We start from the raw sequence: 20,769 nt of genomic DNA, 5'->3' as shown, positions 1-20,769 counted from the left end.
GGAGCGAAGCTAGTTATGAGTTAATGAATTATAAGTTATGAGTTATGAATTATGACCCGAGCCGTAGGCGAACGGAGCGAAGCTAATTATGAGTTGATAATTGATAGGTAAATTAATTATAATCTTTTAGGTATTAATTATAGCCTTTTAGATATTAATTATAACCTTTTAGGTATTAATTATAACCTTTTAGGTATTAATTATAACCTTTTAGATATTAATTATAACCTTTTAGATATTAATTATAACCTTTTAGGTATTAATTATAACCTTTTAGATACTAATTATAACCTTTTAGGTATTAATTATAACCTTTTAGATACTAATTATAACCTTTTAGGTATTAATTATAGTCTTTTAGGTATTAATTATAAGCTTTTAGGTATTAATTATAGTCTTTTAGATAATTAATTATAACTTATGGATATGATTATAAGGGATATTTCTAGCCCTGATAGCAGTGGAAAGCAAAACACAAAAAAAACACCTGATTGTTTTACAATAAAAAAGAGCGACCAACGGAAGCTCCTTTTGTATTGATAAAACGGTGTTTTTTGTGCGTTTTCTTGAAACGGATGACAGGAAAAGCTCCTAATTACCCAATTCGGAAGAAATATCATCCTGCGGATATCTACGGTTTTGTACTATTGTGATTGCCTCTTACTTTAGGCTTTCGCGATATTCTTAATCATTCCGTTGAAAATAAAAAAATGAAAGGGCAACATACTGTACCAATATAATCTCCCGAAAATTCCCTTAGGGCGAAAAGTGGCGATTTGATGCAGTATGTTGTATTCATCAATTCTGAATTCCAACCAAGCTTCTCCAGGCAGTTTCATTTCTGCAAAAAGCAATAAACGTTTGTTTTCTTTATCTGCCAGGATCACTCTCCAAAAATCCAATGAGTCGCCATTATCCAAATGATTTGGACTGGTTCTGCCTCTCCGGAGTCCGACCCCGCCAAATATTTTATCCAAAACCCCACGTATCTCCCACATCCAACTGCCATAATACCAGCCTTTGTTACCTCCTATCGACCAAATATTTTCAATTGCCCGGTCTGAATTTTCAACTTTTTGCATCTTTATGTCTTTTAAACAGCCATATTTAGGCACTTGTATATAACTCGTCAGATTATACTTGAACCCACTACTTACCAAACTGTCTTTCCAACTTGAAATCACAAGGTTTTGTTCTATTTTTTTGAAGGCCAATTTTATGGCATCCACATAAGAAACTGGTTTTATACCCAACATATTCTGAAGTTCTTTATCCTTGCAGATAACTTCAACCTTCATGCTGTCTACTAAATTCATGGCCAATTTAAAACTTGTCGATGTCACGAAGTACAGCCAATAAGAAGACAACCTTGGTGTCATTACCGGAACGGAAATCATCAATATTTTAAAACCTCTTGTCTTGGCATATAATTGCATCATTTGCTTGTAAGTGATAACATTCGGACCTCCTATATCAAACGATTTATTATAACAATCTTCTCTGTTTATCACCCCGATTAAATACTGGATTACATCCCGGATGGCAATAGGCTGGGTCTTTGTTAAAACCCATTTTGGTGTAATCATAACGGGTAATTTTTCGCATAAATCCCGTATAATTTCAAAAGATGAACTTCCTGAACCTACAATAATACCAGCTCTTAAAACAGTTAATTTATAATTTCCACCGTACAATATATTCTCAACATTGTTTCTTGATTTCATATGTTTCGACAAATTGGGATCATTTACAATTCCACTCAGGTAAATCACCTGGCTGATTTTCATTTCCCTCATGTACAGATTAAAATTTAGGGCGGCTTTTGCTTCCAAATTGTCAAAATCCTGAATCGAACCTGACATTGAATGAATAAGATAGTAAGCAACATCTATTGCAACCGGACAATTCGTAAAATCAGGTTCATTTAAAAAATCAACTTCCCAAATGGTGATTAATTCCTGAGTTTTTGTGTCTAAACCCAACCGTCTACTGTCCCGGACACAACACACAACTTCGTATCCTTTCGCTAATAATTCGGGGAGTAATCTTCTGCCTACATAACCATTGGCTCCTGTCAGTAAAACTCTCATGACTAACTGTTTTTGAGTGTTCCCATTCCTCCATCAACGTGTAAAATCTGTCCCGTAACCCAACTTGAGTCATCCGAAAGAAGATAAGCTATGGCTTTTGCCACTTCAATTGGTTCGCCAACTTTGTGCATTGGATTTCTGTTTTCCATTAAAACAATTTTATCAGGAGTCGATAAAAACTTTTCGCCCAAAGGAGTATTCACTAAAGAAGGAGCCACACAATTTACGCGTATCGTTGGGGTTAACTCGGCTGCCAATGCTTTTGTCAAGCCTTCGATTGCGCCTTTGGCCATTGCAATTGAAGCATGAAATGGCAGACCGAGATTAGCAGCTACTGAACTTATTAATACTATGGAAGCTGTGGGTGATAATTTCAGGTTAGGTAAATACTTTTGGATAAAATTAACCGCTCCCAAAGCATTTATCTCGTAATCATATTGAAATTCTTCCTCTTTCAAACGATGGAAGGGCTTTAAATTAATTGTTCCAGGAAAATAGACTAATCCATCAATCTTTTCTTCAATATCGGGAAATGAAGTTATAGTATAATCATTCACTTTAAGAACAGAATCATAGCCATGGTATTCGTCTTTGGTACTTATACCGATCACTTTATGCCCTTGCTGCTGAAACAATTCCTTAGTTGATTGTGCTATGGCACTTGAAGCTCCTGCAAACAAATAAACTTTCATTTTGTTTATTTTTTATCACATAAAGTTAAACAAAATAATTCAGCTTCCATAAAAAAAGCCGGTGAATAACCGACTCTTCTTTCCTATACTAACAATTATTTACAATCCTAATTCAGTAAATGTATCGCCCTGACGGATATCGCCTGTACACAAAAAAGTAAGATAACATTAGCTTTTATCATTTTAATAATAGTCATATATTTAAACAAATTTGATAATATGGATAGAGTTAAAAACGTTGTGAAATTTCTACAAGATAATATTAATGTTATAATATTAATACCAACAGTTTTAGGTGGATTTTGGCAATTGATTGAATTATTAAGAATTGACACATCATTTGTTCGATTCTTTTCTATAACTCAAGTAATATCCGATGGTTTAATTATATTGTTTCTTTTAATTTGTTTCTATTTAATCTATTTATATGTCTTTAAAATAGAAGATTTAAATTTAAATGATGATAAAGCAAAAGTAAAACCGCCCTATGAAAATATATTTGTTAAATACATTTTATTAATTCTATTTTTAGCAATGTTAGGTATATGTATTTGGAGTACCAATTTTGATAAAATATCTACATCAAGTTTCTTTTTTTTATTATTTTTTTTTATTGTTTGTACCAAAGTGTACAGGGATATTTTATTGCATCATTTTGGTAATGATAGTTATAAATATATTAATGTAACTGTTTTTATATTGTTTGCGTTATTTATACATTTCAGTGATTTGTTTTTTAAACATTTCCATAAAATGTATTATGTCCCATTCAATCTTAAGAATACAAAATACATTGAATGTTATATTGATAAAAAGAAAAATGAATTTGAATTATTGTATTTCAATGATAAATTTATTTTCGTTCAGATAAAGAAAACACAAGAGATTGAAATTATTAATTTTGAAGAAATGTTTAAAAAAGATAATTGTAATGAAAATGAAAAGGGTAACATTTAGTTACCCTTTTTTGATTGTAGTTTATCTTTTTAATTGAATTAGTGCTTTAGCATCTGATAATGTGTTTTCACTTTCGCTACCCTCCTCTTCTAGTGTTCTTAAGAAGGCTTTAGCGAAGCCATTTGTGGGATACTGCTTAGCCAATAATTCGGCTTTCCTAATATAATCTATTGATTCTTTCATAATATTTAATATTAATTTTCATTGAATATATAAGGCGCACTTGCCCTAATATCTTTATCGAAACTATACATATTATCTTCGTCATCAAAAGCAATATTGTAAACTATAACTTCAAGTTCATCATCATTTTTTTTAGTGAAATTTTCTTCATCAACATAGTGTATTATAGTTAACTCAATACCAAGTTGGAACGCTTCAAATTCATATGGCAATTTTAGGATATATTCATTCATATACATATAATTTTTAGTACTTCATAACAATGGCAGGAATAGCTCCTAATTGCCTAACTCAGAGAAAGTATCGCCCTGACGGATATCGCCGGTTTTGTATCCTCTCATGAACCAGTATTTGCGTTGTTCGGATGTTCCGTGTGTAAACGATTCCGGTACGACGTGACCCTGCATGCGTTTTTGAATGGCGTCGTCACCAACCGCTTGGGCAGCGCTCAATGCTTCGTCAATGTCGTCCGGATCAAGATATTGCTGATTGTATTTCGCCCAAAGTCCGGCATAAAAATCGGCTTGCAGCTCTAATGCCACCGAAAGCTTATTGGCTTCTTCCTGTGACATTCCGGATTGCAGTTTACGAACCTTATTCGAAGTTCCTAAAACCGTTTGTACGTGGTGTCCGACTTCGTGTGCAATCACATACGAAATGGCAAAATCGCCGCCTTTTGCTCCGAAACGGGTTTGCAGTTCATTGAAAAATGCCAGATCCATATATACTTTTTCATCACCCGGGCAATAAAAAGGTCCGGAAGCCGCCGAAGCTGAACCACAAGCCGTTTCTACCGCATCGGTAAATAACACCATCTTCGGTTGGCGGTATTGCATATTGTTTTCGGCAAAAACTTTCTCCCAGGTATCTTCATTATCAGCGAACATGGTGGATACAAATTGGCCCAGAACTTTTTCTTCTTCTGTCAATTCCCGTTGTTCAGTTTGTACCGTTCCCTGTTGCTGGTTCATTTGTTCCAGCATGGGTGTGATCATTTGTGCGTTTTCTCCGCCAAACATTTGCACCAATACGATTATAATCCCCAGAATTCCGCCTCCGGCTACAACTTTACCACCGGCTGACATTCCTCTGCGGTCTTCAACATTATCACTTTGACGTCTTCCTTGCCATTTCATAATTTTATAGTTTATGGTTTATAATTAATATCTTATAGGTTGGAACTTGAACCTTTTAGACTGGAATTTGAGCCTTTTTGGCTGGAATTCGAACCTTAAGGTTGGAATTTGAGCCTTTTTGGCTGGAATTCGAACCTTTTAGGTTGGAATTTGAGCCTTTTAGACTGGAACTTGAACCTTTTAGACTGGAACTTGAGCCTTTTTGGCTGGAATTCGAACCTTTTAGGTTGGAATTTGAGCCTTTTAGACTGGAATTAATAGCTTCTAGTTTATAGTTAGTTTAGTATACAAAAAAAATAAATATTTTCTTACTGTAGCCATTTGAGCAGGATATTTTCAAAAATATCTTTGTCGATGGGTTTCGAAATATAATCATTCATTCCCGACTCCAGGCATTTCTCTTTTTCCCCTTTTATGGTTCCGGCCGTTAAGGCTATTATGGGAACTTTATCGTTGAACTTCCTGATTTCAACAGCTGCTTCATAGCCGTTCATCAATGGCATTTGGATATCCAACAGAATTATGTCAGGATTTAAATCGTGGCATTTATCCACACCGATTTTTCCGTTCTGTGCCTCTATAATATTGGCTCTAGGCATTAATTTTTTTATCAGGGTACGAGCCAGTAGCATGTTTATTTTATTGTCTTCCACTACAAGAATCTTTTTCTCAAGTTCGAAAACATTCCTTACATACTGGTGGCTGAGATCTTCATAACGGACCAATAAATTATTCACATCAATCGAATTAATGCCTTCATCGTCTGAGTAATAATCCAGATTCAAATCAAAATAAAATGTACTCCCTTTGCGGAAATCACTGTATAGTTCCAGGCTGCTGCCCATCAAATTCAATATTTTATTCGAAATGGCCAATCCTAATCCGGTTCCTCCGTATTTACGCGTGGTTGAATTGTCTTCCTGTGAGAAAGGTTCGAAAATCTTATCCTGATTGATTTTTTTGATTCCGATACCGCTATCGATTACTGAAATCCTGATTTTGGATTTTTCTTCATCCTGATCCATCAGGTCCATCCGTAACTCTACCGTTCCTTTACTAGTAAACTTAACGGCATTGGACAATAAATTGAGTAAAATCTGTTTAATCCGGAGTGCGTCGGTGGATACATATTTTGGCACACCAATTCCTATATTGAATTTCAGTTCGATGTTTTTCTGAACCGAATCAAATTTGATAATATCCAGTACCTGATTCGCAGTTTCGACGAGATTCACCCGGTGGTAATCCAAATCCAGTTTTCCGGTTTCGATTTTGGAAAAATCAAGGATATCGTTTACCACATCGAGTAATATGCCTGCCGATTTATTAACCGTCGCCAGGTATTCATGCTGGGTTTTATCGAGCTGGGTTTCGCTTAAAATATCAGTAAAACCAATGATTGCATTCAATGGTGTCCGGATTTCGTGACTCATATTGGCCAGAAACTCTGATTTTGCTTTGTTCGAGGCTTCAGCATATTCACGTGCTTTGATTTCGGTTTCAATTGCTTTCTTCTCGGTAATATCAATCAGAATCCCTTCGATATAGGCTACTTTTCCTTCTTTCAGAATGGTATCGCCAAATTCTTCAATCCAGATGTACTCGCCTGATTTCTTTTTCAACCGGTACATCACATGAAACGGCTCACCTCTTGCAATACACTCATCTGTATACCTTTTTAGTGTTTCCTGATCATCCGGATGGACTAAATCAAACAATGATACTTCTCCTTTGATGAATTCGGTTTTATCATAACCGGTCAGTTTTTCTATTTCGTCATTCAGATAAACTTTAGTCCAGTTTTCATCATACTCTGAAAGGTAAACGGTTCCGGGAATGTTATCAGCCAGAAGCTTGAATTTTTCTTCACTTTCCTGAATTAATTTTTCAGAATGAATCCGTTCAATGGTTGCGGCAATATTATTCGATAAAATTTGTAAAACCCCAATTTCATCTTCGGTCCACTTTCTCCCTTTTGTACAATCGTCAAAACCTATAAATCCATAGAACTGGTTTTTTACCATAATCGGTAAAATCAAAATGGCCAGGATATTTTGCCTTTCCAATATATCACGCAGGTGATCGTCCTGCACTCTACTGACTACTTCGTTGAAAATTTTATCACGGAGTAAAGGTTGCAGCATCGAATTTATTTCTTCATGCGGAATATCCTGCAATTCTTCATTTTCGATCTGTGGTTCAACACCTTGTCTGACCCATTCTTTTTTCTGGCTTAATGTGAGTTTGTGCTGGTTGTTTTCAAAATAATAAATCCGGTCTACATTAGCAGCTTCACCCAACTTAGAAAGTGTATTACTGAAAATTTCATCAAAAGCTTCTTCAACACTGGTTTTTTTGAGTAAAATTTCGGTTGAAGCTGCAATAGCAGAAAGAATTTTCGTCTTTTCTTCCAGTTTTGATTCAGTTTCGATACGTTTATTAAATTCAATCGCCAACGAAACCACTTCGGCTACCGAACGGGCAAAATTGATATCATCATTGTCCCAATTCCTGATTTCTTTGATTGTTTCAAAGCACAAAATCGAATGCAACTGTCCGTTAACCATTACCGGAATATCCAGCATCGATTTAATTCTGTTTTTGGGAAAATAGGTGGTTATAAACTCTTTGGTAGCTTCATTATTGTAAACATCTGAAGCGATTACAATATTATCCCTGACGAAATATTCGAAATAAATTGGGTTTTCCGATTTGTAACTTACCATCGTATCCCCGAAACTGTCAGTTTCCAGATTATAAATGTTGCTGCATTGCAAAATTTCTTCTGTGTAATTCCAGAATCCGATACGGTCTATTTTTGAACCTTGTGAAGCCGATCGCAGTATGTTCTTTACAATTGCATCAAACGAATCATTAGCAGTATATTGCTTTGTAACCAAATCATTAATAGTCCTGCTGTAAATTTCTGTTTTTTCCTGTCTCTCTAATTGCTCTATCTGGATTTTTTTGAGCAGGGTAACGTCACGTGCAATGGCTCCGAAACCGGTAACTTTTCCTTCGCTGTTACGGGTCAGGGAAACTTTCTGTGAAATCCAGAGTTCGGTACCGTCTTTCTTTTTTGTAGGAAACTCAATAGTTGGGATATCTTCATTTCTGGCGTAGTATTTTTTGTAAAATTCCAGAACCTCCTCTACATAATCTTCCCGTATGAAATCGGTAAAATGCTTTCCAATAATATCATTTTCAGAGTAATTCATTAATTTTCTCGAAAAAGGATTCAGATAAATAAAATATCCGGCTTTATCAATTTCATAAATGATATCCGAAGCACTCTCAATTAACGTTTTGTAATGATTTTGGGCTTCCTGTTGTTCAGTAACGTCATGTCCGATACCCAGATAAGTATCTTCCGAATAAACCGAATCCTTCCATTGAATGTATTTATAACTCCCGTCCTTGCATTTCAGTTTTCTGACATAAAGTTCTTTGCTTATTTCATAATCAACAACGGTAAATTCCTGATCTTGCGTCAATGTCCAAAAATTCAACCCTTTGACTTCATCAGGCTCATAACCCAATATTGAGGTAACTGTCTGACTGCAATACACTACTTCCCCTGATTTATTAACAGCAATAACAAGGGAAGTTCCTTTGTTTACAATGTTATCGGCAAATAAAAAATTATCCTTAACCTTTAAATTGACTATATACCGCACATGGTTAATAATTGACACAAGGAATATACTGTATAAAGTGGTCACCATATAGACTTTCGGAATCCAATTATTGTAATGAAAAACAAGAAGTATGGCAAAGTTGGTAACAGCAAAAATCCAGTAAAGCAGATTAGATCTGAATATATTATAGGAAACCACAAAAAGGATTACAAAATCAAAATAACTGGCTACATGTCCGGGTACTTTTAACATCCAATACAGTGTCAGGAAATAATAACCAAAAAAGGCAATCGTAAACAGTAATCTGGTATTTCTGAAAATGACTGAAAATCTTTGGCTCAAAAAATAGATAATCACCAAAACACCACCGATAATCAGGTTCACTTCGAAAGAATCCCTCCTGCGTACCGTAAAATACTCGACCAGAAATTCGATGGTTGGTATGGAAATTCCTAAAAAAAGAAAAAACAAACTGTATTGTTCATTGGAATTCTCGATTTCGAAATAATTCTTAATCAAATCCCGGTTTACAGCCGAATAGCCTCTGAAACCCAAGAAAATAACCAATGCAAGAAGTACAACAAAAAAAGTTACAAACCACCATGTATGATAAATATCATCAGTAAAACCAATAGAAAAATCATCAAAAGCAACCATGCTAAAGGAATTGAGCATCAGTACAAATTTTACCATCGACACTAAAATCATTAAATTGCTGAGTTTGTAAAGTTTACGAAGCAATCTAATTTAGTAAAAAAATGTTAAACTGGCTGCTTTAGGATTTTTTATTTTTCTCCTCAATCCATTTTGACATGAACTTTGTACTTTGGAATTGGTGCTGGTTTAGTAAATTTCCTATAAAGTTAAATTGGCGGTGAATAATCAAATCCTTTTCTAGTTTTAGGATCCTTTGTTCAAACTCTTCAGTAAAACGGTTTACATGATATTTAGCTACTATTTCAAATCCGATGTGCTGTTTTTGGTTCCAAAAAGCCTCATCTTCATACAAATTAACTGCCAGTGAACTGAATGCAGTAAAATCATCAGTTACATTCCCATTCCAGTGATCATCTTCTGAAATTCCTTCTGATCCAATAGTTGTTGTAACCGAGCATGTTCCGGTTTGCATGGCTTCCAGAAGTTTCCCTTTTTGTCCGGCCCCAAAACGCAACGGAGCCAGCATGACTCTTGAATTCCCGATTACTTCCTGAGCATTTTCCGCCCGTCCGTGAATCAGAAATCCTTCTTTTTCATTATGAAGCTGTAAAACTTTCTGACTTGGATAAGCACCATAAATATTCAATTTCGCATGTGGCAATTGCTTTTTAATTTGGGGCCAGATTACTTTTTTTAGTTGCATTACTGCGTCCCAATTGGGTTCATGTATGAAATTACCAATGAAAATAAAATCTTTTTTATCCTCAAACGAGAGCAAATTATCTTGTGGAATTGGCTCATAAAACATCGGCAGGTAATGCAGCAATGCCTCATCAATTTTGAATAATTGTTGCAGTAGATTCATTTCAAACTCCGAAATCATCAGGGTCAGGTCACAACGGTAAATAGAAGCAATTTCACGTTTGGCGATTTCGGAAAGCAATAAATCTTCCAATTGAAAATTGTTGCTTTTTTTGACTGAATTCTGACGTTCCAAACGAAGACAATGTAAGTCTTCAGTATCTAAAACCCGGACAGCATCCGGGCAATTTTCTGTCACACGCCAACCAAATTGTTCTTCTGAAATATAACGGTCAAAAAGGACTATGTCAGGATTTAATTCTTTTACAAATACATCAAAATCAGATGAATTTAAGGCAATTGATTTTTTATGAATTTCTTTCGAAGCTAAATCGAATGAGAATTCACTTTCCTGTGCAGCTGAAGCAAAGGTTATTTCAAAGTGCTGCGCCAGAAATAAATCGATTAATTGCAAAATCCGCGTCCCGGCTGCAGAAGAAGTCGGTTCCGGCCAAACCAAACCAATCACTAAAAGTTGCTTCTTTTTCAAATTGAATATTTTCTACAAAATACCCACTTTTATCTGTAAAAATCAATGGCAAAAAACGTAATTTTGCAATCTTATTTTTTCAAAATGCTTGGATTAAAATTAAAAACCGACCCAAGATGGGCTAATATCGTAGAGGAAAACATTGCTGAAATATTATCGGACCATGCCTGGTGCGAACAAAAAGCAGCGACGAATGCCATCACCATGATTATCAACAATTCCGAAAAGGAAGATTTGGTAACGGAACTGCTTATTATTTCCCGTGAAGAATTGGAACATTTCCAAATGGTTCATGATATTATCAAAAAACGCGGTCTTGAATTTACCCGTGAAAGAAAAGATGATTACGTAGGACAATTGGCCAAGTTCATGAAAAAAGACGGAACCCGTGAGCAATCACTGATTGAGCGCTTATTATTTTCAGCCATGATTGAAGCGAGAAGCTGCGAACGTTTTAAAGTGCTTTCCGAAAATATAAAAGATGAAGAATTAGCTACATTTTACCGTGACTTAATGATCAGTGAAGCCGGACATTATACAACTTTCCTGAATTTTGCCCGTAAATACGGCAATGTGGATGAAGTTAATAAACGCTGGAAAGAATGGATTGAATTCGAAGGTGAATTGATAACCAATTATGGTATATCAGGTACTATTCACGGGTAAAATACTACCAATCATACTTTTTCGGAAGAAAAAACACCATTTTTAAAAAGAAAATAACGCAATTGTTGCCGCAAAAGTTTATTTTTATTCTTTAAAATAAACTCTTGAGAGTCAAAGCATTCCATATTTTTCTTTTTCTGATTGCAAATCTGACATTTGCACAACAACCTGTTACCATACAATTAACCGAAAAAGACGGCTCACCCGATATTGAATTTTACGATTTACTGGAAGACAAAAAAGGTTTTGTGTGGTTTGCTGCCGATAAAGGTTTATACCGGTATGACGGAAAAAATTTCACGAATTTCACACATCCTAAAAAAAGAGGTTTGTCCGTTTTTGGACTATATCAGGATGATTTTGGTAACGTTTGGTGCAACAATATATCCGGACAGTTCTTTTTTGTCCAAGGCAACAAATTAGTTTTGTTCACCGATTTAAAAGATGAATTAAAAGGTCAATTACCTGAGTTTATTGTCAAAAACAAAGAACTAACCGCTTTTTCAGAAAAAGGTATCTTCAAAATAAACACCGATACCAAAAAAAGAATATTGGTTAAAGACAAAACAACAAATTCTCCTTATTACAGGAGTCCGTTTCTGTATGATGGCAGATTATATTTCTCACTTACAAATCAAATCAAATACATCGAAAACGACAAGATAAATTCTGTTTTCGCCTTTAATGCTGATCAAATTGAGCCTAAAAACAATTCATTTTGTAATCTTGGTAATCATTTATTGTTCACATCTCTATTCAACGGTGTCCAGCATTTTTATCTTAAAGCAAAAACTTCAGGGAATTTCAGGGAAATAAAAGTGCCGGCACAATTATCCGATAAAACCATCATCCGGATTTTAAAAAACGATAACCTGATATGGTTTTGCACGAACCAGGGCGTTATTGTATGTTCCTGGAATAACAACACAATTGAATACCAAAACACCTTCTTACCCAATGAGTATATTACTAAAATCGTAAAAGACAAAAACAATAATTTTTGGTTCAGTTCCCTAAGAAACGGCATCTTTGTAATGCCTAACATTTACATCAAAAAAGTACAACTCCCGGATAATGCAAAACACATAAGCACTATGGCAGTTACGGGCAAATACAATCTGGTATTTGGAACATCAGAAGGAATATTTGGCCTGTTAAATACCGAAACGTATCAAAACACTATTCTTCAATTACCTTCGAGAAGCAAGATCTGGCAAATTCTTTACAATCCAAATTTCAACTCATTATTCATTAGTCAGGAAGCACAGTCACACATATGGAACCTGAATGAAAGTAAAATGTACGGAATTCCGTATTTGACTGCTTCAAAAGCGATGTCAATTGCAAAAAACAACGCCATATTAAATGCAAGTTATGACCGGGCCAGTATCATGGAAAACCCTTTTACAAAATCCGGTTCATCATCCCGAAATATAAATTCCCCTATTACTGATTTTACAAATAGATCAGCAACAATTCCAATCACCGATATCCGAAAAAAAAGAGCTTACACCTGCTTTTACAGTACAAAAACAAACACGAGCTATGTTGGCTTTGTTGATGATTTAATTCAATTTGATGCTAACAACAAACAAACGGTCATACAGTATAAAAAACAACCCATTTTTGCTATTGATATGGCCGAAACCAATGATGGTACCTTATGGGTTTCTACTTTTAAGGATGGAATATTAGGCATTAAAAACAAAACTGTTTTTTACAATCTTACCATACAAAACGGCTTACTTTCCAATGAAACAGGAAAACTGAAGAGTGATGGGAACCAACTTTGGATTTCTTCCCAAAAAGGTTTACAGGTTTTCGATATCAAAAACAGTACTTTTAAGAGTATTACTAAAAATGACGGACTGGAAAGTTACAATATTTCAGATATTGAAATTATCGGAAATCAGGTTTATGTTTCCTCCAATAAAGGAATTTTCATCGTCGATAAAAATAAAAGTTTCAAAACCTTACAAGCTCCGGAAATTTATTTTACCGGCGTAAACATACATGACAAGGATGTTACATTACAGGATGAATACAAATTAAGCCACGATAAAAATGCAGTCAAAATCAGTTTTAACTGCAATGGATTCCAAACCGCAGAAAGTATTACTTATCAATACCGTATGATTGGATTAAATGACACATGGCTCTCTTTGGAAAAAGGTATTGATTTTGTCCGTTACTCGAGTTTGCCTTCCGGGAATTTTACTTTTCAGGTAAAAGCCATAAATTCAAACGGAGTACAGTCAAGTCTAATTTCATTAGAAATCAATATTGAAGCTCCTTTTTGGCAAAAATGGTGGTTTTATCTTGTTGCAGCATTGACGATGTTTACATTAATCTGGCTATACTTCAGAACACGGCTAAAAAGACTCGAAAATGAGAAACAAATCATGCTTGAAAAGGCCGAGATTGACAAAGAACTTGTTTTTTCGCAATTGGAAAACCTTCGTTCACAAATGAATCCGCATTTCATTTTTAATGCTTTAAATTCAATTCAGGAGTATATCATAACCAATGAAAAAGAAACCGCCAGTACTTTTCTGGTCAAATTTTCGCGTTTAATCCGTATATACCTTGAACATAGCAGGGAAAGTGAAGTAATGCTTGATGAAGAGTTGAAAGCATTGTATTTATATCTGGAATTGGAAAAAGACAGATTCGAAGATGTTTTGGAATACTCGGTTGATGTTTCAGAAGAAATCAATCCGGCCATAACAAAAATCCCGTCACTTTTCATTCAGCCTTATGTTGAAAATGCCTTAAAACACGGTTTGTTACACAAAAAAGAAAACAGAAAACTTGATATTATATTTTCCATGAACCAAAAGAAAGACAGTTTAATCTGTTCAATTACTGATAACGGAATTGGAAGAATAGCTTCAGAAGTTTTAAATGGTAAGAGAGGGCATCAACACCAGTCTTTTGCTACATCCGCTAATCAGAAAAGAGTTGAACTAATCAATAAAACACGAACAAAAAAAACATCAGTTGCTGTTGAAGATTTGTATGATGCCAATCAAGTTTCAATTGGTACCAAAGTAATAATCACAATTCCTTTGTAAGGATCTTTCAGAAAGAAAAAGATCAATTTCAGAAAGAAAAGCAAGCCAACATCTATTTTTAAGCACATTTTTGCAGTAAAACAATACAATGAAAGCAATCATTATTGACGATGAAAATAAAGCACGGAGATTAATCATTACCTTAGTTAAAGAACATTGTACTGAAATAACCATTATTTCAGAAGCAGCCGACTTAGAATCCGGTGTTGCCTTAATCAAGGAACATCAACCACAAATTGTTTTTCTTGACATTGAAATGCCGGGACATTCCGGTTTGGAAATTTTAGATTTTTTTGAACCCGGAGAAGTGAATTTCCAAATAATTTTCATCACCGCCTATAATGAATATGCTGTTCAGGCTTTTAAATTATCGGCCGTTGATTATCTGTTAAAACCGATTGACAGTAATGAATTTAAAAATGCTGTAGCCAAAGCCCAAAAAGAAATCGAAAAAACCAGTATCAATACCAAATTGGATGATTTAAAAAAAGTATTCCAACAACTTTCATTGAATAAGATGATTCTTGAAATTCCGAAAGGAATTTTATTTGTTTCCCATGATGATATTATTCTATTTGAAGCAGATGGCATGTACACCAAAGTGTATATGAAAAATAACGATTCACAGCTAATTTGTAAACCGCTCAGACATTTTGTCGACCAGCTCCATGAGAAACCTATATTTTACAAACCTCATCGATCGTTTTTGATCAATTTAAAATATATCAAAGAATTGTCTAAAAAGGATGGTTTACATTTAATCATGGAAAACAACAAAACTGTTCCTATTGCCAAAGAAAAAAAAGAAGAATTTCTTCAATTCATTCAGGATATTTTCTAAATATTTGATTTCCGTTTCAGAAAAAAAACGGCTACTTTCAGAAAGAAATACACTATTAAACATAGCAAACGATTGAAATTTGTTTCAAATATTAAATCAAACGGCTATGAGATTACAACTACTTTTTCTAATTGCATTTTTTTGCTTTAACAGTGCTAAGGCTCAAATCCCGGCAACTTCTTTAATCAAAGATTATAAATTCACCAATGGTATCTTAACCAGTGATGTGAGTCCGGCTTTACAAACCGGAACAACAACTCTTACTCCTACAGGCAATTCCCGGACAATTATAACCGACCGGAATGGGGAAACCAATAAAGCCATCCAACTCAATGGAGATTCATTCAGTGCAGGAGGAACAAACGCAGCAAGTGTTAACAATTTTGCTGTTAGTTTTTGGATCAAAACAACTACAAATGAAAGTCCGAAACGTCTTATCCTTGACCAACACAATACAGCAGCAAATCCTGCAGGATTCAGTGCATCACTAAAAGATGGAAAAATTTATTTCAACGGACAATACAGTTGGAATTTCCAGTCAACAAGTGGTGCAAGCGGCGTACAGGAAGTTGTAAGCCAACCTGTAAATGACGGGCAATGGCATCATGTAGTTTGTCAGCTAAGTTCAACAAGTTCTTTAATGTATGCTGGATCGCTTTCGCAATACACACTTACTTACACCTACTCTATGTATATTGATAATGTATACGTTGGTGCAGACGCTGAAACTAACTACGCATCTGGTTTAACCAGTGAAAATTATACCGTGAGAACTATTACGCCAAACAACCCATTGGTAATTGGTAAAAGTCATGACAGTAATTATTTGGATTACCGGGACGGAATCGATCAGATACGCTATTACGAAAGAACACTTTCTTCACCTGAAATTGATATTTTATTCAATGAAGACAAACCTGCCGTAAAAATATATGTCAATTCAAATGCTACCGGAGCCAATAATGGAACATCCTGGACTGATGCATACACTAATTTGGAAACAGCCATTACAACTTCCACTTCGGTAAATGAAATCTGGGTAGCTGCCGGAATATACAAACCATCAGGAGCAGCACGAAATTCAACTTTTCTGATGAAAAATGCCTTAAAAATGTACGGTGGTTTTGATGGAACCGAAACGCAGTTAAGCCAAAGGAATCCAAAAACAAACCTGACAATCCTTAATGGAGATATAAACGGCAATGATAATTCAACTATTACCGCAACCGAAGCAACCAGACAAGACAATGCCTATCACGTGATCACCGTTAAAGGAAACATCCGTAATGTTGTGGTTGACGGTTTTACAATCACGGGAGGCAATGCTAACGGACCAACATTAACATCCGGTACTGCTTCGGCACAATATTACCATACTCGTGGTGGTGCGGTTTATATCAATACCTACAACTCCAATGACAATGCATCAATTTTGATCAGAAATTGTATTCTGGAAAAAAACTCAGGGTCTGATACCGGAGTTTTGAGTGGATATTTTGCCGGAGGTGTGAACAACCAAATCTTTACTGCGAATCTTGAATCAACTATTATAAGAGAAAACCATTCAGGTTCAAATGCGCAAATTCTTATTTCAGGTGCCAATGGTTTTTCCTGGTACGGAAACAGTGAAATCAAAAACTGTCTTTTCCATAATAATACTTCGGGATCTGGTGCTTCCAGCTTGTATCTGAGTGCCAGTACGGCAAATAGCGGAAATCAAAACGGGATCAATGTTGATGTAATTAACACCACTTTTTCAGGAAATGCAGGAAATGCAGGAAATGTGATCAGAACCGATAATGGATCTAATACCCGATTCAAAAACTGTATCATTTACGGTAATGGATCAAACGTTCCTTTTTTTATAGGTGGAACTTTGGGTGGTCCATCATTGCAAAATACCATATCACAAGGAGGCCAGATCAGCGGAATTAACAGCAATCCGCTTCTGAACAGCAATTATACTTTACAAAGCGGTTCTCCGGCAATTGATACTGGAAATAACGTATTTGTTCCTGCAGGTTTAACATTAGACTTGAACGGGAATACAAGAATTGTTAATTCAACAGTTGATATGGGTGCCTTTGAATTCGATGCATCTTTGGGCACAGATAATCATTCATTCAATGACGAAATAATCATCTACCCTAATCCAACCAACGGAATCATCAACATCAAAACAACAGAACCGATAAAAAAAGTTGACCTTTATTCCACAATCGGACTGAAACTATTCAACGGAAATATATCCGTCATTGATTTTACATCTGTTCCAAATGGCATCTATCTTCTAATCGTGGAAACAAATGAAGGGAAAATCTTTTCAAGGCAAATTATTAAAAACTGACCATTCATTTCAGGAATAATGCTCTCATCTATGGGAGCTTTTTTTATTTAAAGCTGTAACTTTATAGTATACTTTGTGTCTAATAACTATAAACATAAAAACTAAAAAATATGCAAGCTCATGAAATAGATTACCATATTTATGGTGAAGAAATGCAATATGTTGAAATTGAATTAGATCCGCAGGAAGTGGTGGTTGCCGAAGCCGGTAGCTTCATGATGATGGAGAACGGTATCAAAATGGAAACCATTTTCGGAGATGGATCTGGTCAGGAATCAGGAATGTTCGGTAAACTTTTAAGTGCCGGAAAACGAATGCTGACCGGAGAAAGTTTATTTATGACTGCCTATATGAACCAGGACTCCAACAAAAGAAAAGTCTCATTTGCATCTCCGTATCCAGGGAAAATTGTTGCAATTGACTTAACTCAATACCAGGGAAAATTCATTTGTCAGAAAGATTCGTTTTTATGTGCTGCCAAAGGAGTTTCGGTAGGAATTGAATTCTCTAAAAAATTAGGCCGCGGACTTTTTGGTGGTGAAGGTTTTATCATGCAAAAAATCGAAGGAGACGGAATGGCGTTTGTACACTCCGGAGGAACTTTGGCCCGTAAAGAATTACAAGCCGGAGAAGTTCTTAAAGTAGATACGGGATGTATTGTAGGCTTTACAAAAGATGTTGATTATGATATTGAATTCATCGGAGGAATTAAAAATTCAATTTTCGGTGGTGAAGGATTGTTTTATGCCACACTTCGCGGTCCCGGAATTGTATATATCCAGTCACTTCCATTTAGCCGATTAGCCGGAAAAATAATAGCAGCTTCAGGCTTTAACAGCACTAAAGAAGAAGGTGGTGTTTTAGGTGGTTTAGGCAAACTGGTAGACGGAATCTAAATTTATCGTAATAGTTATAACTAAAAAAGACTAAGCAAATGCTTAGTCTTTTCTTTTCTTATAAAGTCTCTTTCTTCTTTATAGTAAGGCTTTTAATGCCCATATTAAACAAGGTAAATGCCTGTACATCCACACTTTCCTGAATAATTGCCGCAACAGATTTTCCAGCACCGTGACCGGCATTTATATCTATTCGGATTAAAGTCGGATTATTACCACTCTGTTTTTCCTGCAATTCGGAAGCAAATTTAAAGCTGTGAGCCGGCACAACCCTATCATCATGATCTCCAGTTGTTACTAATGTTGCAGGGTATTCGACACCGTTTTTAACATTATGTACCGGAGAATATTTTTTAATGTATTCGAACATTTCTGCAGAATCTTCAGAAGTTCCATAATCATATGCCCAACCCGCTCCGGCAGTAAACGTATGGTATCGTAACATATCGAGAACACCTACAGCCGGCAATGCTACTTTCATTAAATCAGGACGTTGTGTCATAACGGCGCCCACCAATAATCCTCCGTTTGAACCACCGCGAACGGCAAGAAAATCCTTTGAAGTATATTTATTAGCAATCAAATATTCGGCAGCTGCAATAAAATCATCAAACACATTCTGTTTTTGCATTTTGGTTCCGGCATCATGCCATTTTTTTCCGTATTCCCCGCCTCCACGTAAATTCGGAACGGCATATACACCACCATTTTCCAGCCAAAGCGCATTGGAAATACTGAAAGCCGGAGTCAGACTCACATTAAAACCTCCGTAACCATAAAGGATTGTCGGATTTTTACCATTTAGTTTCAATCCTTTCTTATACGTTATAATCATTGGTATTTTGGTTCCGTCTTTTGAAGTATAAAAAACCTGCTTTGATTCAAAATCATCTGAATTAAAATCAACCTTTGGTTTCTGATATACAGTTGAAATTCCTGTTTTCGGGCTAAACGCGTAAATTCTGGTTGGTGTATAATAATTTGAGAACGAATAATATAATGTTTCATCTTTCTCCTTACCGTCAAAACCAAAAGCAGTTCCCACACCCGGTAATTCAATAGTCCGGATTAAATTTCCGTTATAATCAAATTGCTTAATTAATGAAATTGCATCTTTCATATAATTTGCAAAGATGTAACCGCTTCCGGTTGTAGGCGACAATGTATTTTCAGTTTCAGGAATCAAATCTTTCCAGTTATCCGGTGTTGGTTTTGAAACATCAACTGTAACAATTTTCTTATTGGGAGCGTTGAAATTAGTATAAATAAACAATTTACTTCCAACATTTTCAATCACATAGCTATCTGAATTAAAATTATCCATAATAGTTACGATTGGACTTTCGGGCACTGATAAATCTTTAATATACAACTCGTTACCTGATGTTGTATTTGATGCAGAAATCATTAAAAACCGTTCATCCTGAGTAACATTACCACCCACATAGCGACGCTTTTGATCTAATCCGAAAATTACTTTATCATCTTTTTGCGGAGTTCCCAATTTATGGTAGTATACCTTATGCTGATCGGTTTTTGCTGAAAGTTCACTCCCAACCGGCTTATCATAACTCGAGTAATAAAATCCCTCATTTTTATACCAGGAAATTCCACTGAATTTTACGTCAACTAATTTATTTTCAAGAACTTCCTTTGTTTTTGCATCAATAATAATCACTTCACGCCAATCAGAGCCGCCAATCGATATTTGATAAGCTGCTTTACTTCCGTCTTTTGAGAAATCAATTCCTGCCAAAGAAGTTGTACCATCTTTGGAAAAAGTATTTGGATCCAGAAAAACTTCTTCATTTCCAGATGCATCTTTCCTGTATAAAACCGATTGATTTTGTAAACCGTTATTTTTGTAGAAATAGGTAAAATCACCTTCAACAAATGGTGAACTTATTTTTTCATAATTCCACATTTTTTCCAAACGTGTTTTCAAATCATTGCGATACGGAATTTGATTCAGATATCCATCCGCCAGTTTATTTTGCTCTTTAACCCATACTTCAGTTTCCGGTGAACGGTCATCTTCCAGCCATCTGTAAGGATCTTTGATTGTTTTTCCGAAATATGCATCAGTGGTTTCAACTTTTTTGGTCACAGGATATTTCATTCCTTTTGTGTTTTTTTGGGATTGGGCATTAGCAGAAATTGCCATGACAACTGCTAACGAAGTAACTAGTTTTTTCATTGTGAGTTTGGTTTGAAGCAAAAATACATCTTTCAGACACTTAC

14 protein-coding genes are annotated in these 20,769 nt (G+C 35.3%); 6 read left to right on the top strand and 8 right to left on the bottom strand.

Going from position 1 to position 20,769, the window contains the following annotated elements; translation table 11 throughout:
- Positions 1-665: 665 nt before the first annotated feature.
- The gene (locus NAT51_RS09880) at positions 666-2,090 is read right to left on the bottom strand and encodes an SDR family oxidoreductase (RefSeq protein WP_250598571.1); all 1,425 of its coding nucleotides are present in this window, start codon (positions 2,088-2,090) and stop codon (positions 666-668) included.
- A gap of 2 nt (positions 2,091-2,092) precedes the next feature.
- A complete protein-coding gene (locus tag NAT51_RS09875; RefSeq protein ID WP_250598570.1) occupies positions 2,093-2,782 on the bottom strand; it encodes an SDR family NAD(P)-dependent oxidoreductase in 690 nt (229 codons plus the stop codon).
- 219 nt (positions 2,783-3,001) lie between these two features.
- On the opposite strand from NAT51_RS09875, the gene NAT51_RS09870 reads away from it, so the two are divergent.
- Positions 3,002-3,739 (top strand): hypothetical protein, encoded by a 738-nt coding sequence (locus NAT51_RS09870; protein ID WP_250598569.1) that lies wholly within the window; start codon positions 3,002-3,004, stop codon positions 3,737-3,739.
- Positions 3,740-3,760: 21 nt separating this feature from the next.
- On the opposite strand, the gene NAT51_RS09865 is transcribed toward NAT51_RS09870, so the two are convergent.
- The 5 genes from NAT51_RS09865 to NAT51_RS09845 all read right to left on the bottom strand — a co-directional run bounded on the left by NAT51_RS09865 (position 3,761) and on the right by NAT51_RS09845 (position 10,704).
- Positions 3,761-3,922 carry a hypothetical protein gene (locus NAT51_RS09865; RefSeq protein WP_250598568.1) on the bottom strand — a complete coding sequence of 54 codons (162 nt, stop codon included), beginning with the start codon at positions 3,920-3,922 and terminating at the stop codon, positions 3,761-3,763.
- An 11-nt stretch (positions 3,923-3,933) separates the two neighbouring features.
- Positions 3,934-4,155, bottom strand: a complete 222-nt coding sequence (locus tag NAT51_RS09860; protein ID WP_250598567.1) for a hypothetical protein — start codon at positions 4,153-4,155, stop codon at positions 3,934-3,936.
- A gap of 45 nt (positions 4,156-4,200) precedes the next feature.
- The gene (ypfJ, locus tag NAT51_RS09855) at positions 4,201-5,058 is read right to left on the bottom strand and encodes a KPN_02809 family neutral zinc metallopeptidase (protein WP_250598566.1); all 858 of its coding nucleotides are present in this window, start codon (positions 5,056-5,058) and stop codon (positions 4,201-4,203) included.
- 308 nt (positions 5,059-5,366) lie between these two features.
- Positions 5,367-9,404, bottom strand: coding sequence for a PAS domain S-box protein (locus NAT51_RS09850; protein WP_250598565.1), 4,038 nt, complete (start codon positions 9,402-9,404; stop codon positions 5,367-5,369).
- Between the two features lie 67 nt (positions 9,405-9,471).
- Positions 9,472-10,704 (bottom strand): glycosyltransferase family 4 protein, encoded by a 1,233-nt coding sequence (locus NAT51_RS09845; protein ID WP_250598564.1) that lies wholly within the window; start codon positions 10,702-10,704, stop codon positions 9,472-9,474.
- Between the two features lie 84 nt (positions 10,705-10,788).
- Between NAT51_RS09845 and miaE the strand changes: the two genes are divergently transcribed.
- The 5 genes from miaE (at position 10,789) to NAT51_RS09820 (ending at position 18,528) form a co-directional block, all read left to right on the top strand.
- Positions 10,789-11,370: a tRNA-(ms[2]io[6]A)-hydroxylase gene (gene miaE / locus NAT51_RS09840; RefSeq protein WP_250598751.1), complete on the top strand. Its 582-nt coding sequence runs from the start codon at positions 10,789-10,791 to the stop codon at positions 11,368-11,370.
- A gap of 104 nt (positions 11,371-11,474) precedes the next feature.
- Positions 11,475-14,444 carry a sensor histidine kinase gene (locus NAT51_RS09835; RefSeq protein WP_250598563.1) on the top strand — a complete coding sequence of 990 codons (2,970 nt, stop codon included), beginning with the start codon at positions 11,475-11,477 and terminating at the stop codon, positions 14,442-14,444.
- 88 nt (positions 14,445-14,532) lie between these two features.
- On the top strand, positions 14,533-15,285 hold the full coding sequence (locus NAT51_RS09830; RefSeq protein WP_250598561.1) for a LytR/AlgR family response regulator transcription factor: 753 nt from the start codon (positions 14,533-14,535) through the stop codon (positions 15,283-15,285).
- A gap of 106 nt (positions 15,286-15,391) precedes the next feature.
- Positions 15,392-17,632 (top strand): choice-of-anchor Q domain-containing protein, encoded by a 2,241-nt coding sequence (locus NAT51_RS09825; protein WP_250598559.1) that lies wholly within the window; start codon positions 15,392-15,394, stop codon positions 17,630-17,632.
- A 110-nt stretch (positions 17,633-17,742) separates the two neighbouring features.
- On the top strand, positions 17,743-18,528 hold the full coding sequence (locus NAT51_RS09820; RefSeq protein ID WP_250598550.1) for a TIGR00266 family protein: 786 nt from the start codon (positions 17,743-17,745) through the stop codon (positions 18,526-18,528).
- Positions 18,529-18,586: 58 nt separating this feature from the next.
- Here NAT51_RS09820 and NAT51_RS09815 read toward each other — a convergent pair whose 3' ends face one another.
- Complete coding sequence (locus tag NAT51_RS09815; protein WP_250598547.1) at positions 18,587-20,725, bottom strand: prolyl oligopeptidase family serine peptidase; 2,139 nt, start codon at positions 20,723-20,725, stop codon at positions 18,587-18,589.
- Positions 20,726-20,769 lie beyond the last annotated feature (44 nt).

Source organism: Flavobacterium amniphilum (assembly GCF_023634845.1).
GTDB classification, from domain to species: Bacteria; Bacteroidota; Bacteroidia; order Flavobacteriales; family Flavobacteriaceae; genus Flavobacterium; species Flavobacterium amniphilum.
Note: the sequence above shows the minus strand (reverse complement) of the source record. Positions and strands in the feature narration are given on the sequence as shown.

What these genes read in the sequence shown, in the direction of transcription:
- NAT51_RS09880 (WP_250598571.1), bottom strand. Translation starts at nt 2,090, where the DNA reads ATGAGAGTTTTACTGACAGGAGCCAATGGTTATGTAGGCAGAAGATTA.
- NAT51_RS09875 (WP_250598570.1), bottom strand. Translation starts at nt 2,782, where the DNA reads ATGAAAGTTTATTTGTTTGCAGGAGCTTCAAGTGCCATAGCACAATCA.
- NAT51_RS09870 (WP_250598569.1), top strand. Translation starts at nt 3,002, where the DNA reads ATGGATAGAGTTAAAAACGTTGTGAAATTTCTACAAGATAATATTAAT.
- NAT51_RS09865 (WP_250598568.1), bottom strand. Translation starts at nt 3,922, where the DNA reads ATGAAAGAATCAATAGATTATATTAGGAAAGCCGAATTATTGGCTAAG.
- NAT51_RS09860 (WP_250598567.1), bottom strand. Translation starts at nt 4,155, where the DNA reads ATGAATGAATATATCCTAAAATTGCCATATGAATTTGAAGCGTTCCAA.
- ypfJ (WP_250598566.1), bottom strand. Translation starts at nt 5,058, where the DNA reads ATGAAATGGCAAGGAAGACGTCAAAGTGATAATGTTGAAGACCGCAGA.
- NAT51_RS09850 (WP_250598565.1), bottom strand. Translation starts at nt 9,404, where the DNA reads ATGATTTTAGTGTCGATGGTAAAATTTGTACTGATGCTCAATTCCTTT.
- miaE (WP_250598751.1), top strand. Translation starts at nt 10,789, where the DNA reads ATGCTTGGATTAAAATTAAAAACCGACCCAAGATGGGCTAATATCGTA.
- NAT51_RS09830 (WP_250598561.1), top strand. Translation starts at nt 14,533, where the DNA reads ATGAAAGCAATCATTATTGACGATGAAAATAAAGCACGGAGATTAATC.
- NAT51_RS09825 (WP_250598559.1), top strand. Translation starts at nt 15,392, where the DNA reads ATGAGATTACAACTACTTTTTCTAATTGCATTTTTTTGCTTTAACAGT.
- NAT51_RS09820 (WP_250598550.1), top strand. Translation starts at nt 17,743, where the DNA reads ATGCAAGCTCATGAAATAGATTACCATATTTATGGTGAAGAAATGCAA.
- NAT51_RS09815 (WP_250598547.1), bottom strand. Translation starts at nt 20,725, where the DNA reads ATGAAAAAACTAGTTACTTCGTTAGCAGTTGTCATGGCAATTTCTGCT.